This window comes from Paraburkholderia phytofirmans (assembly GCF_046028095.1).
GTDB classification, from domain to species: domain Bacteria; phylum Pseudomonadota; class Gammaproteobacteria; order Burkholderiales; family Burkholderiaceae; genus Paraburkholderia; species Paraburkholderia phytofirmans_A.
This window is the reverse complement of record NZ_JAQQDJ010000005.1, coordinates 286,013-301,022: the sequence shown is the minus strand read 5'-3', so window position 1 is coordinate 301,022 and position 15,010 is coordinate 286,013. Positions and strand designations below refer to the sequence as shown.

General features: G+C 64.8%; 12 protein-coding genes. 6 read left to right on the top strand and 6 right to left on the bottom strand.

Annotation, left to right across the window (positions count from 1 at the left end; all coding sequences use genetic code 11):
* Positions 1–2 precede the first annotated feature (2 nt).
* The 3 genes from PQR54_RS17135 to PQR54_RS17125 all read right to left on the bottom strand — a co-directional run bounded on the left by PQR54_RS17135 (position 3) and on the right by PQR54_RS17125 (position 3,078).
* Positions 3–875, bottom strand: a complete 873-nt coding sequence (locus tag PQR54_RS17135; RefSeq protein WP_408247650.1) for an ABC transporter permease — start codon at positions 873–875, stop codon at positions 3–5.
* Positions 862–1,941, bottom strand: coding sequence for an ABC transporter ATP-binding protein (locus PQR54_RS17130; RefSeq protein ID WP_408247648.1), 1,080 nt, complete (start codon positions 1,939–1,941; stop codon positions 862–864). Before PQR54_RS17130 ends, PQR54_RS17135 begins: the two co-directional genes overlap by 14 nt.
* A 69-nt stretch (positions 1,942–2,010) precedes the next feature.
* Positions 2,011–3,078 carry an ABC transporter substrate-binding protein gene (locus PQR54_RS17125; RefSeq protein ID WP_408247646.1) on the bottom strand — a complete coding sequence of 356 codons (1,068 nt, stop codon included), beginning with the start codon at positions 3,076–3,078 and terminating at the stop codon, positions 2,011–2,013.
* Positions 3,079–3,235: 157 nt separating this feature from the next.
* Between PQR54_RS17125 and PQR54_RS17120 the strand changes: the two genes are divergently transcribed.
* On the top strand, positions 3,236–4,204 hold the full coding sequence (locus PQR54_RS17120; RefSeq protein WP_408247644.1) for a LysR substrate-binding domain-containing protein: 969 nt from the start codon (positions 3,236–3,238) through the stop codon (positions 4,202–4,204).
* A gap of 95 nt (positions 4,205–4,299) precedes the next feature.
* Positions 4,300–4,980: an alpha/beta hydrolase gene (locus PQR54_RS17115; RefSeq protein WP_408247641.1), complete on the top strand. Its 681-nt coding sequence runs from the start codon at positions 4,300–4,302 to the stop codon at positions 4,978–4,980.
* A gap of 16 nt (positions 4,981–4,996) precedes the next feature.
* Here the strand turns inward: PQR54_RS17115 and PQR54_RS17110 are convergent, their stop codons facing one another.
* Positions 4,997–5,284 carry a hypothetical protein gene (locus PQR54_RS17110; protein ID WP_012432910.1) on the bottom strand — a complete coding sequence of 96 codons (288 nt, stop codon included), beginning with the start codon at positions 5,282–5,284 and terminating at the stop codon, positions 4,997–4,999.
* A gap of 301 nt (positions 5,285–5,585) precedes the next feature.
* Here PQR54_RS17110 and PQR54_RS17105 point away from each other — a divergent pair, with 301 nt between their 5' ends.
* Together PQR54_RS17105 and PQR54_RS17100 are read left to right on the top strand one after the other, a co-directional pair.
* Positions 5,586–8,999: a DUF2339 domain-containing protein gene (locus PQR54_RS17105; RefSeq protein WP_408247639.1), complete on the top strand. Its 3,414-nt coding sequence runs from the start codon at positions 5,586–5,588 to the stop codon at positions 8,997–8,999.
* Complete coding sequence (locus PQR54_RS17100; RefSeq protein WP_408247637.1) at positions 8,996–10,534, top strand: DUF3999 domain-containing protein; 1,539 nt, start codon at positions 8,996–8,998, stop codon at positions 10,532–10,534. Before PQR54_RS17105 ends, PQR54_RS17100 begins: the two co-directional genes overlap by 4 nt.
* 26 nt (positions 10,535–10,560) lie before the next feature.
* On the opposite strand, the gene PQR54_RS17095 is transcribed toward PQR54_RS17100, so the two are convergent.
* Both PQR54_RS17095 and PQR54_RS17090 read right to left on the bottom strand, forming a co-directional pair.
* Entirely contained in the window at positions 10,561–11,010 is a 450-nt protein-coding gene (locus PQR54_RS17095) for a MarR family winged helix-turn-helix transcriptional regulator (RefSeq protein ID WP_408247635.1), read from the bottom strand.
* A gap of 62 nt (positions 11,011–11,072) precedes the next feature.
* Positions 11,073–12,218: a glycerate kinase gene (locus PQR54_RS17090; protein ID WP_408247633.1), complete on the bottom strand. Its 1,146-nt coding sequence runs from the start codon at positions 12,216–12,218 to the stop codon at positions 11,073–11,075.
* 596 nt (positions 12,219–12,814) lie between these two features.
* Between PQR54_RS17090 and tig the strand changes: the two genes are divergently transcribed.
* A complete protein-coding gene (gene tig, locus PQR54_RS17085; protein WP_106307466.1) occupies positions 12,815–14,161 on the top strand; it encodes a trigger factor in 1,347 nt (448 codons plus the stop codon).
* Positions 14,162–14,352: 191 nt separating this feature from the next.
* A complete protein-coding gene (gene clpP / locus PQR54_RS17080) occupies positions 14,353–15,006 on the top strand; it encodes an ATP-dependent Clp endopeptidase proteolytic subunit ClpP (protein WP_007182010.1) in 654 nt (217 codons plus the stop codon).
* Positions 15,007–15,010 lie beyond the last annotated feature (4 nt).

The following is a 15,010-nucleotide window of genomic DNA, read 5'->3' as shown; positions in this document are numbered from 1 at the left end:
GCTCAATCGAAGATGTGCTGAAAGCGGCGCTCGGCGAGGCGGCTGCAACCCATCACGATCGCCACGTTGGCGATCAGCAGCAGCACGGCGATGCTCGCGCCGAGCGGCCAGTTCAGCGTGCCGAGGAACTCGTCGTAGGCGGCGGTGGCAACCACCTTGAGGCGCCGGCCGCCGATCAGCGCCGGCGTGGCGAACGCCGATGCCGACAAGGCGAACACGATAATCGAGCCCGACAGCACGCCCGGCATGATCTGCGGCAGCACCACGCGGCGGAACACCGCGAACGGCGAGCCGCCGAGCGAGCGGCCGGCCCATTCCACTTGCGGGTCGAGCTTCTGCATGGTCGCCCACACCGACATCACCATGAACGGCACCAGCACGTGCGTGAGCGCGATGATCATGCCGGTCATCGTGAAGACGAGGCGGACGGGCTCGTCGGTGACATGCAGTGCCCGCAGCACGTTGTTCAGCACGCCGTTGTTGCCGAGCAGAATCTGCCAGCCGAGCGTGCGCACCACCACGGAGATGAGCAGCGGGCCGAGCACGACCAGCAGACACAGCGATTGCCACGGACGCTTCATGCGCGCGAGCACGATGGTCTCCGGCACGCCGAGCACGATGGACAGCAGCGTGACGGCGAAAGCTAGCCCGGCGGTGCGCAGAAAGATCGTGCCGTAGTACGGATCGCTGACGACTTCCCAGTAGTTCGCGAGCGTATAGGCGGCGGTGACGCCGGCCGTGTCGCTGAACACGCGGAACGACAGCATCAGCGTGAGCAGCAGCGGCACCAGCAACAAGCCGACGAACAGCAGCAGCGCGGGCCCCGACAGCAGCCACGGCGCGGCGCCGGGACGGGCGTCGTCAAGCGTGGCCATGAGCGCTCTCCGGAGTGTCTTGCGTGAGCACGCGCAGGTCGTCGTCGGTCCATGCGAGGCCGACTTCGTGGCCTTCTTCCGGCGGTGGCGCGCCGTGGTTCGGCTGCGCGACGCGCAGCTTGCCGAGTTCGGTGTCCACTTCGAGCAGCCATTGATTGCCGACGAACACGCGCGTCGCGATGCGACCGCGCAGGCGGGCATCGCCATTGGCCAGATGAACCTTTTCCGGGCGGATATAGACGTTCACCGTGCCGTCGACATGACGGCCTTCATGCGGCACATGCAGCGTCGTGCCGGCGACGGCGACTTCCGCGCAGCGCGGATTGCGGCGCAGCACCTCGCCGGAAAACGCGTTGGTGCGCCCGAGAAACGTCGAGGCGAACGGCGTGGCGGGACGCTCGTACGCGTCGTACGGCGTGCTGAGTTGCGCAATCGCGCCGCGATGCATCACCGCGATGCGGTCGCTCATGGTCATCGCTTCGACCTGATCGTGCGTGACGAGTATCGTCGTGATGCCGAGGCGCTTCTGGATCGCGCGCAGTTCGATATGCATCTCTTCGCGCAGCTTGGCGTCGAGGTTGGACATCGGTTCGTCGAGCAGCAGCAGTTCCGGCTGCATGGCGATGGCGCGCGCAATCGCCACACGCTGACGCTGACCGCCCGACAGTTCCTTCGGATAGCGGTGGCCGAGGCCATTCAGGCGCACTAGGGAGAGCGCTTCGTCGACGCGCTCGTCGCGCTCCTTGCGCCTGACCTTGCGCATCTCCAGCCCGAAGCCGACGTTGCCCGCCACCGTCATGTGCGGAAACAGCGCATAGCTCTGGAACACCACGCCGATGCCGCGCTTCTCGGGACGCTCGTTCGTGATGTCGCGGCCGTCGAGCAGAATGCGGCCCGTGGTCGGCGTGATGAAGCCCGCGACCATTTGCAGCGTGGTGGTCTTGCCGCAGCCGGACGGTCCGAGCAGCGACAGCAGTTCGCCGCGTTCGACGGCAAGATCGAGTTGATCGACCGCCGTGAAATCCCCGTAGCGTTTGGATATACCTTGCAGAGTCAGGAAGGCCATGCGCCTCGCTCCTTCATCAGATCGCGCGTCGCGCGAGGAACCCGCTGGTGCCGCGCCTGGTGCCGCACTTCAGCGTTCGACCGAACGGTTCCAGCGCTCGGTCCACTCGGTGCGATGCTGGTTGATCGTGGTCCAGTCCATGGCAGTCAGCTTCGAGATCTGTTCGGGACCGTAGGGCACGCGGGCGGCAATCTCAGGCGTGAGCTTGACGGTCTTGTTGACCGGACCCAGACCGATGCCTTGCGCCTGCAAGACCTGCACTTCCGGGCTCAACAGGTATTGCACGAACTGTTGCGACAACTGCGGCTGCGCGTTCTCCGCGATCGCGCAGGCCGCCACCTGCAACGCGACCGCGCCTTCCTTCGGGTAAATGAACTTGAGCGGGAAGCCGGTGTTCTGCAAGGCGACGGCGCGGCCGCTGCCATACGGCGCGAGGATCACGTCGCCGGACTGCATCTGGCCGTCCATCTCGCCGGGCGTCGGCGCCCAGGACAGCACGTTCGGCGCGACCTGTCTTGTCATCGCCGTGAAGCCGGGATCGATGTTCTTCTCGCCGCCGCCGGACAGACGCGCGAGCATCACGAGCGTATGCAGACCATAGGTGTTGGTGATCGGCGGCACGCCGAGCTTGCCCTTGATGCGGCTGTCGGTGAGCGCCTTCCACGAGTCGGGCGGCGGCAGGCCGGCTTTCCTGAAGGCCTCCTCGTTGTAGCCGATGCCGGTCGCCACCATGCCGACGCCGATCGCGCTCGGCCCGATCTTCGCGAGCGGGTAGACGTCCTTCATCACGGGCGCGTCGTCGAGCTTCGCGCACAGGTTGAGCTGCATCGCCTGGTACATCGGACCGTCGTCCATCACCGCGACGTTGATCTGCTGATGGCCTTTCTGCGCCTGCAGCTTGGCAAGCGTATCGCTCGAATTGCCGGCGACGTAGACGATCTTGACGTTATGCGCCTTCTCGAACGGCGGGATGATTTTCTGCCGGTAGAGCTGCTCGTTCGAGCCGCCGACGTTGGCGATATAGAGCGTGGTGTCGGCCTGCGCGAGGAGCGGAGCGGCGAGGGCGGATGCGGCCAGAAGCGCCGCGAAGGCGGGGCGGGACGAGGCGGACAGGCGGCGATGCAACGCTCTTTTCATGACGACGATCTCCAGTTCCGGTGTGGGGACGCGGGCTTCGCTGCCCGTCGTTAGAATGCAGTGTCGCGCCGGCTGGTCATGCCGTCCAATACGAATAAAATACCTATCTATGCATGGATGATATGGATTGAAGGGCGTCGTCTAAGGGAGAATACGGATGAATCTCAAGCACATCGAGGCGTTCCGCGCGGTGATGGTGTCGGGGTCGATGACCGCCGCGGCCAAGGCGCTCTTCACGTCGCAGCCGAACGTGAGCCGTCTGATCGCGCAACTCGAGCGCGACACGGGGCTGCAACTCTTTCAGCGCAGCGGCGTGCGGCTGATTCCCACGAGCGACGGCGAGGCGTTCTTTCGCGAAGTCGAGCGCGCGTTTGTGGGCTTGCAGGGTCTGGCGAATGCCGCGGCGCAGATTCGCAACCTCGGCAGCGGCCGTCTGCGCATCGCGGCGATGCCGTCGGCGGGCATGACGCTGGTGCCGCACGCCATCAAGCGGTTTGTCGAGCTGTTTCCGGAGGTCACCGTGTCGCTGCACGTGAATACGTCGGGCACGGTCAATCATTGGACGGCCTCGCAGTTCTGCGATCTGGGCGTGGCGGTGTATGTCAGCGAGGCATCCGATTGCGAAGTCGAACTGCTGGGGGATGTGGCTGCCGTGTGTGTGATGCCGGCGGCGCATCGGCTGGCGAAGAAGCGCAGCATCAAGCCGGAGGATCTGGAAGGCGAGCCGTTCATTTCGCTATGTCACGGCGACGGCACGCGCACCTTGATGGACGAAGTGTTCCTGCGCGCGGGCGTGCAGCGCGTCATGTCGATCGAGGCGCAATACGCCGCGATGTGCTGCGAGATGGTTCGCCACGGCATGGGTGTGACGCTCGCGCATCCAATCGTCGCGCGCGACTTCGCCGGGCCGGAGATCGCGATTCGCCCGTTCCTGCCGGCTACGCGCTTTCAGACCTATCTGCTGTTTCCTCCGCACAGGCCGCGAGAACGGCTGGCGTCGGCGTTCGTTGAGGTCTTGCGAGCGCTGCATGAGGAACTGCTCGCCGAGGTCGTGGCGCCGGCGCGGAGCGCGGCAGGACGCGGGCGGGCGCGGTCGCGGGCCGACGCGCAAGGGGACAGGCTTTGAAGATGCCAGGTGTGCCTTGTCTCGCCTGGCGGTATATCCTCCCTGTACTTATTCCGATCCTCTGAACGTTTTCCGCAACCGGATAATCGCGATACATGACCGAGCAACCGCCCACCATCGAAATTGAAAGCGCGCCGAACCCCACCTACGCCGTGATCCTGATGCACGGTCTCGGCGCCGACGCCAACGACTTCGTGCCGCTCGTGCCCGAACTGCGTCTCGGCAATGCGCCTGGCGTGCGCTTCGTGTTTCCTAATGCGCCGGAGATTGCCGTGACCGCGAACAACGGCTACGTGATGCGCGCGTGGTATGACATCCGCTCGTTTCAGAACATCAATGAGCGGATTGACGAAGCGGGTATCGAATCGTCCTGCGCAACCGTGCGGCAATTAATCGAGGCGCAGAACCGGCGCGGCATTCCGACTTCGAACATCTTTCTCGCGGGGTTTTCGCAAGGCGGGGCGATGACCTACTCGGCAGGGCTGACGCACCCTGAGACGCTCGCCGGCTTGATCGTGATGTCGGGTTATGTGCCGTCGCAAAGCTTTATCGATAGCCGTTTGAGTGCCGCGAACCGTGGCACGCCTATCTTCGCCGCGCATGGCATGTACGACGACGTGTTACCGATCCAGCTAGGAGAGGCCGCGCGCGACTTTGCGATCACGCGAGGTTGCAAGGTCGACTGGAGCGCGTATCCGATGCCGCATTCGGTATGCGCGGAGGAGATTTCAGCGCTGCGCGCCTGGCTCGGCGCGCAGCTCGCGGTGTCTTCCTGAAGGGTCCCGGCCGCGCTCAGGCGTCCGGCGTTTGCGCAGGCGCTTGCGTGCCCGGCAGGTCCGCTTGCGTGGCGCCTTCGAGAAAGCGGCGGGTCGATTCGAACGCCTGCAGCATCGGCTCGGGCCACGGCGTTTGCAGCATCACCGCCTGATGGTTTTCGAACGCCGACGACAGCAGCTTCGCCAGCTCAGGCGAGCGCAGATGACGCAGCAGCACGCTCACCGCGATCGCCGTGGCCTGGCTCGCGCCCGCTGTCTGGAGTTCCGATGCGGTGAGGGCCGCGACCTGTTTGTTGATGTCCACTGCTACTTCCTTGGATGAAATGTGGGAGAGGGATGGCCCGATGGCCGGTGGCGAATTTTGACATGGTTGGCGGCTTGTCGTGAGCGGCCAACCTACGGGGCTGTATGTCGTTGGAAAATCATCAAGCATCTTTGTATATGCGCCATCCACTTATCGTCGGCTCGAAATGGCGATTTACATGGTATTCTCCGCGCCGATTTTCGCCGTATCGTTGATGTAATACTCGCGGATTAATCCGCGCGTAACCGACGCGTGAGCAGATAAATCTCGCAATAGAACACAATAAAAAAAGAGGGATGCGATGAGCGTGATATTGACCGTGCTTGGCGCGGTGGTCGGCATACTGACTGCCTTGTCGAACGATTTCTCGATCGGCCTCGGTGCATTGCTGGGCGCCGTGGCTGGTTTTGCGTTTTCGCGTCTGCGGCAAAAGAAGTCTGCGGATACCGCGGCGGGATCCGCGGCCACAGCGGCCACCACGTATGGCTCGAATCCTCCGGGCGAACTGGCGGCGCGCGTCGAGCGGCTCGAGCGGGAGATCGTTGCGTTGCGCGGCGAGATTCGTCAGTTGCGTGCGGGAGGCGGCGAGGGCGTTGCGGATGCTAATGCTCCGGCCGCTGACGCTGCGGCGTTCGGGCGGTCGACGTCGGACGTCGCGTCGAGTCCTTATGCGTTCCCACCCGCCAATGAGCGGACGGTACGTCCGCAGCCCGAGATGCCGGCGATGCCACTCGCCGCGGCGCGCTCATCGACAGGTGCCGAAGCGACGGCGCCGGCCGCGCCGCGTGCGGCGAGCGCAGACGGCGCAACGGACGCTCGTAGTAAAGCAGACGTACCAGGTATACCGGGCGCCTCTCCAGTCGCCCCGACCGCACAACCTGTTTCCGCGCAAGCGTCTACACCGCAGCCTCCCGTTCCACCTTCACCACTCACGCCACCGCGTGGCCCGGGTCTCGCCGAGCGCCTCTTCAAAGCGGGCCGCGACTGGCTTTTGGGCGGCAACACGGTCGTGCGTGTCGGCATCATCGTGCTGTTTTTCGGCATCGCTTTCCTGCTCAAATACGCCGCCGACAACAGCATGCTGCCGATCGAATTCCGCCTTGCCGGTGTGGCGCTCGCCGCGACTGCCTTGATCGTGCTCGGCTGGCGCATCGGCGAGCGACGCGGCGCGTATGGCCTGGTGCTGCAAGGCGGCGGCGTCGGCGCGCTGTATCTGACCGTCTTCGCGGCCACGCGGCTCTACCACCTGCTACCGGCGGGCGCAGCCTTGCCGCTGATGGTCGCGATCTGCGCGCTCAGTGCATTTCTTGCCGTCCGGCAGAACGCGTCGTCGCTGGCCTTTATGGGCAGCGCCGGCGGTTTTCTCGCGCCGATATTGCTGTCGACGGGCGGCGGCAGTCACGTCATGCTGTTCAGCTACTACGCGCTGCTCAACGCCGGCATCTTCGCGATTGCCTGGTTCAAGGCGTGGCGGCCGCTGAATCTGCTCGGCTTCGTATTCACGTTTTCAATCGGCGCCGCGTGGGGCGCGACGGCCTATCGCCCCGAGTTGCTCGCCAGCACCGAGCCGTTCCTGATTCTGTTTTTCCTGATGTACGTCGGCATCGCGCTGCTCTACGCGGTACGGCGCGAAATCGCCCTCAAGCACTACGTCGACGGCACGCTGGTGTTCGGCACGCCGCTGGTGGCGATCGGCCTGCAAGCCGCGTTGATGAAGAACACTGAGTTCGGCCTGGCGTGGAGCGCGGTGGCGCTCTCCGCGTTTTACCTGGCGATCGCGGGCTGGCTCGCGCGACGCCGTGAGCGCCTCGGCATGATGTTCGAGGCCATGCTCGCGCTGGCGGTGATCTTCGCCACGCTCGCCGTGCCGCTCGCGTTCACCGGACCGACCACGAGCGCGACGTGGGCCATCGAGGGCGCCGCGATCACCTGGCTCGCGGTGCGTCAGCGGCGCCTGAGCGCCTTCGGTTTCGGCCTGCTGCTGCAATTGGCCGCAGCGGGCGCCTACGCGCCCGGCACGATCGCGCCGACTCACGACGCGAGCGTCTGGCCGGTCCTCAACGGCGCTTACATCGCGTCGGTGCTGATCGCGCTCGCGGGCATTTTCACCGGATGGCGTTTGCACGGCCGCAGCGAAGCACGAGAGTGGCACGTGTGGATCCCGCAGATCGGCCTCGTCGCCAGCGTGTGGGGTTTGTTGTGGTGGACATTGGGCGGCCTGTACGAAATCCAGGCATACACGAGCGCTCGTTCAGGCATAGGGCACGCCCGTTTCGATACGGCCGCCGTCGCGCTCTTCGCGGTGCTGACAGCGTGGCTCGCGCACGGCGCGCGCCGCACGCTGCGCTGGCCCCTTGCCGAATTGCCGGCGCTGGCGCTCGTGCCGGTTCTCGCGCTGCTCACCGCGGAGCTCTTCACGTTGGGCATGGCGCCGGTGAGCGGCTACGGCTGGCTGGTCGGCGCGCTCGCCGCAGTCTCGGCGTATGGATTGTTCTGGCGCCAGCAGCGCGACGTCAGCGATATCCTGCTCGCGCCGCTGCATACGCTGATGTTCTGGACAGCCGGCGCGCTTGCCGCGCTCGAAGGCTATTGGGGTTTGCGGGCCTACGTGCCCGAAGGCGCATGGAGCTGGAGCGCGTGGGCGTATGGCTTCGGTGTGCTGCTGCTGTTGCTGGCGGGTGCAGGGCACCGTCTGCGCTGGCCGGTCGCGCGCTTCATGCGGGCGTATCAGGTGTGGGCCGCCGCGCCGCTCGCTGTTCTGCTGTGGGCGTGGAGTATCGCGAGTGTGACGAGCGACGGCAGCGCCGCGCCGATCGTGTGGCTGCCGATCCTCAATCCGCTCGACGTCGCGCAGATTCTCGCGTTCGTCGCCTGTGCGGTGTGGCTGCGCAGACTGCGCGCGTTGGGCGTGCAATGGCATCCGCGCGCCTTCGATTATCTGGTGCTCGCCACGCTGTTCCTTTGGTTCAACGCGCTGCTGTTGCGCACGCTGCATCATCATTTTCACGCGGCGTACGATGTCGGTGCGGTGCTCGCCTCGTTCAGTCTGCAGCAGGTGTTTCTGGTTGGCTGGAGCGCGTTCGCTTTTGCCGGCTTGTGGCTCGCGCGCCGCGACAGTATCGTGCGGCTGTGCGCGATCGCGTCGACGCCGCTCGTGCTGGTGATGTGGATATGGACGTTCTTCGCGAACCTGACGCAGGACGGCGGCACATGGGCGCGTCTGCCGTTGCTCAATCCGCTCGACCTGGTGCAAGCGGTGGTGTTCGCGCTGGCGGCGTTCTGGCTCGTGCGGATTCACTGGCTCGGCGTGCCGATCGGCGAATATCGCATGCCCTTGCAGGTGGCGGCCGGCGCGACCGGATTCGTCTGGCTGAACGCGATGCTGCTGCGTACGCTGCATCATTGGACCGGCGTGCCATACGAGCTCGAGACCATGTCACACTCGATGCTCGTGCAGGCGTCAATATCGGTATTCTGGACGGTGTGCGCGCTGGCCATGATGATCTGGGCGACGCGCCGGGCGAGCCGGATGTTCTGGTTCATCGGCGGCGCGTTGCTGGCGGCGACCGTGGTCAAGCTGTTCCTGTTCGACCTGTCTCACGTGACCGGGATCGAGCGGATCGTTTCGTTTATCGGAATCGGTTTGATGTTGTTGCTGATCGGCTACTTCTCACCGTTACCGCCTAAGGCTCTGGTCGTGGAATCCAAGCAATGAAGCGTGTCTTTACATTGACCGGCTGGTGTTTCGCGATCGCGGCGATGTGGGCGTCCGCGCCCGCCATCGCGGCCGAAGATTTCGCGCAGCATTTCGCGCTGCAACTCGAAGAAGGCGCCGCCTACTACAGCGTGACGCTGCCGGCCGCCGTCTACGCGGCAAGCCAGCGTCACGATCTCGGCGACGTGCGGGTCTTCAACGGCACGGGCGAACCCGTTCCGTATTCGCTCGATGCGCCGCGCGAGCCCCCGCGCACGCCGCCCACGCTGCGTCCGGTGCGCTGGTTTCCGTTGCCGCCCGCGGCCGCCAGCAGTTCCGCCGCGCCGTTCGGCGTGACGATCGCCGCCGACGGTTCGTTGCGCGCGACCGCGGCGCCGCCGTCGCGCGCGCAACACGACACGGACCTGATCGACCTCGGACGCGCGTCGTGTGCAAGCCGCGTGACCGCGTTGCTCGTGCACCTGCGCGACGACAATTATCAGGGGCGCGTCACGGTCGAATCGAGCGACGACTTGCGTCACTGGCAGCCGGCCGGCGACGCGCAACTGCTCAAGGTCAGCTACAACGGCAGCACGCTGAGTCAGGACCGGATCGAACTGGACGGCAATCGCGCGCGTTACCTGCGTTTGCGCTGGCTCGACGGCGCGCCGTATGTCGAGTCGCTGGACATGGAGATTCAGGCGCTTGCCGCCGACGCGGCGCAGCGCGCGGAGCGGGCATGGCGCGAAGGCATCGTCGCGCACGCGGGACCGAAACCCGGCGAGTATTTTTTCAGCACCGGCGGCCCGTATCCGGTCGACCGGTTGCGTCTGAATCTGCCGCAGCCGAACACCGTCGCGCCTGCGGTCGTCTATTCGCGCACAGGGCTCGATACGCCATGGCGCGAAGTGGCCGGCGCGACATTGTTCCGTTTGCATAACGGCGAGGTGGAGCAAAGCAATCCTTCGCTCGAATTGACGCCCGACACGGATCGTCAATGGCGTGTGGTGGTCGACCCGCGCAACGGCGGACTCGGCAGCGGGACATTGACCGTCGCCGCGGGCTGGCGTCCGGCGATGCTGACGTTCGTCGCGCGTGGGACGGCGCCGTTCACCCTGGCGGTGGGTAATGCGACGGCGGTGTCGTCGGCGGTGAGCCGCGACGATCTGTTGATGGGCGCCTCAGCGGTCCCCGCGACGGCGCGCGTGGGTGAAGCGTTGTCAGCCGAGCAGGCCGCGAGGGCGCAGTCCGCGAGGGATCCGGATGCGATGCGCCGCTATTTGCTATGGGCGGCATTGCTGCTGGCCGTGGGCTCGCTTGCAGCGATCGCGTGGCGGCTCGCACGTGGTGCTCGTGTTGCGGCGGGCGGTGCGTCAGGTGGTGTGCCTGGCGCGTCTGCTGGATCTGGCGTAGCGGGTATGTCGGCGGGGACTGGAGTAGCGGGTGCGTCGGCGGAATCCGGCCGAGTGGGCCCGGCGGTTAATGCTTCCACCCAGGCTTCCACCACGCCTTCCACCACGGGCGACACCAACGGAAAGGGCGAAGACAATCGCTGACCTCAGCGCCGCCTACGGCGCGCAGGTCATTCCTCGGGCGCCGTCATCATGCCGATGATCTTGTCGAGCGCGTGGCCGAAAGCGAGCTTTTCCTGCTCGTCCAGACAGTCGAACATGTCGCCGTTCCATTTGCGCGCGATCGGCATGACCTTCCGATACAGCGCGCGGCCTTCGGGCGTCAGCGACACCAGCACGACGCGGCCGTCTTCGGTGCTCGCTTCGCGTTTCACGAGTCCTTGCCTGATCAACGCTTCGGCGGCGCGGCTTGCCTGGCTTTTGTCGAGATTGGCATGCCTTGCCAGCTCCATGATCGAGAACGGCCCGAACGATCCCACCGAGGCAATCACGCGCGCTTCAGGCAATGTCACCCCGAGCTTGCTCTGATAGCGTTCGCTGATGCCGCGTTCGGCGAGTTTGTTGAGGACATGCAGACGGTACGTCAGGAACTGTTCGAGCCCGGCTTTGGCGTCCTTCATGGTCTTCCCGTAGTGTGTGAGCGGTCGCGGCGCTGTGATTGTTGCCGCAACCGTCCTGCCGGTCAACGCGTGCCGTATTTCAGGCGCGTCAACTGTTCGGCTTCGTCCGCCAACAGACGCGCCGCGTCGCGAATCGCGACTTCGAGCGTGATCGGGCCGGGCGCCGGCGAGAAGCAGCCGCTGAAATATTCGGCGAGGCGCGGCAAGGCGGCTGAATCGACTCCGCCGGAGAGGAGCGTGGCCGGCACGCCTGCTGCCTGTGCATGACGGCAGGCGATGAAGGGCGCCTTGCCATGCAGCGTTTGCACATCCGAACGGCCCTCGCCGGTGATCAGCCAATCGGCGCCTTCGAGCGCGGCATCCAGACCGATTTGCCGCGCGACGGTTTCCGCGCCCGGTTCGAATTGCGCACCGAGCATATGCAACGCGAAGCCGAGGCCGCCGGCGGCGCCCGCGCCGGGCAATGCGCGCGCCGTACGGCCGAGCGCCGGTTCGAGCAGATCGGCGAAGCGGGCGAGCGCTGCATCGATCGTGGCAACCTGTTCCGGTTTCACACCCTTTTGCGGACCGAATACCGCGGTTGCGCCGTGTTCGCCGGTAAGCGGATTGTCCACGTCCGACATGCCGACGAACTGCGTGTTCGACAGACGCGCGTCGAGCTGCGACACGTCGACTCGTGCGAGACGCGCGAGTTGTTCCGGCGTGGCGTCGAGCTCATTGTCCTGCGCGTCGAACAGCTTGAGACCGAGGCCGGCCAACAGGCCCGCGCCGCCGTCGTTGGTGCTGCTGCCGCCGAGCGCGACGAAAAAGCGCCGCACGCCGGCGTCCATCAGCGCGCGAATCGCCTCGCCCATGCCGCGTGTGCTGCGCGCCTCGACGGGCACGCCCATTCCCACCGGATCCGTGATGCCGACGACCTCCGCCGTTTCGATGATCGCGCTGCCGTCGACGAGCAGGCCCGTGAGCGCTTCACGCACCGGACCGGCCGCGCCGCGCACACTGAGCGTGCGGCGTTCGCCGCCCCGCGTGAGCATGGCGTCGAGTGTGCCTTCGCCGCCGTCGGCCATCGGACAGATGCGCACCTCCGCGGCGGGACGGGCGCGCTTGATGCCCGCTGCGATCGCTTGCGCGACCTGTTCCGCGCTAAGGGAGCCTTTGAAGGAGTCGGGAGCTATGACGACGACGGGCGAGGACGGCGAATTCGGCATGGTGTCTCTGAGTGGTTGGAATCGTTGCGAGGGCGGGTGAAACGGCGAGATGCGGGCGCAGCCCCAAGCGCGTCCATTAGCTTATCAGCATGGGCGCGCCGACTGAATATGTCGAATGGCATAGCCGGCATCGACGGCGGCAGGGCGCGTATGCGCGGTGGGTGCGGCTGCTTTTTTGTCGGCGCTTGGTGAATCAAGCGAAGTCGCCGGGGAAATTGGTGCAGACAGGCTGAAGCGAAGTCGTGGGGGGAGTTCGTGCAGACAGGCGCAGCGCAGCAGTGGCGCGGCACCCCCGCCGCACTGGAACAGCGCGCAAACGGGCATGAAACAGCGTGGAAAGCGGCCGGAATCCGACCAAAACCTCGACAAAAACGCGCGCATTCATCGAATCCCGGCTAGGCGCGCAAATAGTTTGCTAAAATATTCGGCTCTTTGGACCCAACCGTGCTGCCGGCGGCCTGCAAGCCCGCGGCGCAGGCGCGCAATCGGTGCGAAGCGACCCAAACGCGAGCAGAAAACGCGACGTCGCACGACATCGACAAGCGGCACGGAGAAGATAACTGATTCGCTCGAATAATTTTAGGACGATTGAAGCCATGGCTAACGTTGTTGAAAACCTCGGCAAGCTCGAACGCCGCGTCACGATTTCCCTGCCGAAGGACGCCGTGCAGAAGGAAGTGGACTCGCGTATCCGCCAACTCGCGAAGAACGTCCGCATGCCGGGTTTCCGCCCGGGCAAGGTGCCGCTCAAGATGGTGACGCAACAGTATTCGGGCCAGGTGGAAGCCGAAGTGCTGAGCGACAAGGTCGGCAAGGAATTCTTCGACATCAGCCGCACCGAAAACCTGCGCGTCGCCGGTCAGCCCAGCTTCGCACCCAAGTCCGACGCGACTGAAGGCGACTACGCGTTCGACGCGACGTTCGAGGTGTATCCGGAAGTGAAGCTGGGCGACGTCGCCACGGCTGAAATCGAGCGCACCACGACCACCATCAGCGAAGCGGAAATCGACCGCACGCTGGATATCCTGCGCAAGCAGCGCGTGCACTTCCACGCTCGCGGCGAAGCCGGCGAGCACGGTGACGGCGGCGGCGACACGGCAGCGAAAGAAGGCGATCGCGTGACGGTCGACTTCGTCGGCAAGATCGAGGGTGAAGTGTTCCAGGGCGGCAGCGCTGACGACTTCGCGTTCGTGCTGGGCGAAGGCCGCATGCTGCCGGAATTCGAAAAGGCCGCCACGGGCCTGAAGGTCGGCGAATCGAAGGAATTCGATCTGGCGTTCCCTGAGGACTATCACGGCAAGGATGTCGCCGGCAAGACCGCGCAATTCACGATCACGATGAAGAAGATCGAGTGGCCGCACCTGCCGGAAATCGACGCTGAATTCGCCAAGTCGCTCGGCATCGAAGACGGCGACTTGACCAAGATGCGCGCTGAGATCAAAGACAATCTCGAACGCGAAGCAAAGCGCCGCACGCAAGCCATCGTCAAGAACCAGGTGATGGACGCGTTGCTGAAGATTTCCGAACTTGACGTGCCGAACGCACTGATCGAACAGGATCAGGAGCGCCTCGTCGCGATGGCTCGTCAGGATCTGGAGCAACGTGGCGTGCCGAACGCCAAAGACGCACCGATCCCGGCTGCGATGTTCAAGGAACAGGCTGAGCGCCGCGTAAAGCTGGGCCTCGTGCTGGCCGAGCTGGTCAAGGCCAACGAACTGCAAGCCAAGCCGGAGCAGATTCGTGCCGAAGTGGACGAGTTCGCGAAAAGCTACGAAGACCCGAAGGAAGTCGTCCGCTGGTATTATTCCAACCAGCAACGTCTTGCAGAAATGGAAGCGTACGTCGTTGAAGCCAACGTCGTCGATTTCGTCCTCAGCAAGGCCAAGGTGACGGACAAGGAAGTGAGCTTCGAAGAACTGGCAAGCGCAACGGCGCAAGCGTAAGCGTCGCTGCAACGGCGTGCCGGCTGTCGGAGCGACGGCCCGCACGCCGTTTTTTTGTGCTGTGAATGTGCGTTGCGTTTTGCATGGGTTTCACGCATTGCGCCGCACTGAACGCGCACTTGAATACGGGGTTGTCGGCCACACCTGTCCAGCATCTAATATTTAGAATATTTCAGACAAGGATCCACTGCATGACCTTTCGCGCTCAAATGCTGGACACGTTGACCTCCCAGTCGTCGCGGGATCTCGAAGCGCAGGCGCTCGGACTTGTGCCGATCGTCGTGGAAACGAGCGGCCGGGGCGAGCGTTCGTACGACATCTATTCGCGTCTGCTGAAGGAACGGATCGTGTTCCTGGTTGGTGAAGTGAACGACCAGACGGCCAATCTCGTCGTCGCGCAGATGCTGTTCCTCGAAAGCGAGAACCCCGATAAGGACATCAGTTTCTACATCAACAGCCCGGGCGGTTCGGTTTCGGCGGGCATGGCGATTTATGACACGATGCAGTTCATCAAGCCGGATGTCTCCACGCTGTGCATGGGCCTTGCGGCCAGCATGGGCGCATTCCTGCTGGCGGCCGGCGCGAAGGGCAAGCGTTTTGCGCTGCCGAATTCGCGCGTGATGATTCACCAGCCGCTCGGCGGCGCGCGTGGCCAGGCGTCGGACATCGAAATTCAGGCGCGCGAGATCCTGTATTTGAAGGAACGGCTGAATCATCTGCTCGCTCATCACACCGGCCAGCCGGTCGAGCGTATCGCACGCGACACCGACCGCGACAACTTCATGTCCGGCGACGACGCGCAAGCTTATGGCCTCGTCGACCAGGTGGCACACAAGCGTCCTTGAGATG

Coding starts and splice junctions, on each gene's coding strand:
- PQR54_RS17135 (WP_408247650.1), bottom strand. CDS start 875: ATGGCCACGCTTGACGACGCCCGTCCCGGCGCCGCGCCGTGGCTGCTG.
- PQR54_RS17130 (WP_408247648.1), bottom strand. CDS start 1,941: ATGGCCTTCCTGACTCTGCAAGGTATATCCAAACGCTACGGGGATTTC.
- PQR54_RS17125 (WP_408247646.1), bottom strand. CDS start 3,078: ATGAAAAGAGCGTTGCATCGCCGCCTGTCCGCCTCGTCCCGCCCCGCC.
- PQR54_RS17120 (WP_408247644.1), top strand. CDS start 3,236: ATGAATCTCAAGCACATCGAGGCGTTCCGCGCGGTGATGGTGTCGGGG.
- PQR54_RS17115 (WP_408247641.1), top strand. CDS start 4,300: ATGACCGAGCAACCGCCCACCATCGAAATTGAAAGCGCGCCGAACCCC.
- PQR54_RS17105 (WP_408247639.1), top strand. CDS start 5,586: ATGAGCGTGATATTGACCGTGCTTGGCGCGGTGGTCGGCATACTGACT.
- PQR54_RS17100 (WP_408247637.1), top strand. CDS start 8,996: ATGAAGCGTGTCTTTACATTGACCGGCTGGTGTTTCGCGATCGCGGCG.
- PQR54_RS17095 (WP_408247635.1), bottom strand. CDS start 11,010: ATGAAGGACGCCAAAGCCGGGCTCGAACAGTTCCTGACGTACCGTCTG.
- PQR54_RS17090 (WP_408247633.1), bottom strand. CDS start 12,218: ATGCCGAATTCGCCGTCCTCGCCCGTCGTCGTCATAGCTCCCGACTCC.
- tig (WP_106307466.1), top strand. CDS start 12,815: ATGGCTAACGTTGTTGAAAACCTCGGCAAGCTCGAACGCCGCGTCACG.
- clpP (WP_007182010.1), top strand. CDS start 14,353: ATGACCTTTCGCGCTCAAATGCTGGACACGTTGACCTCCCAGTCGTCG.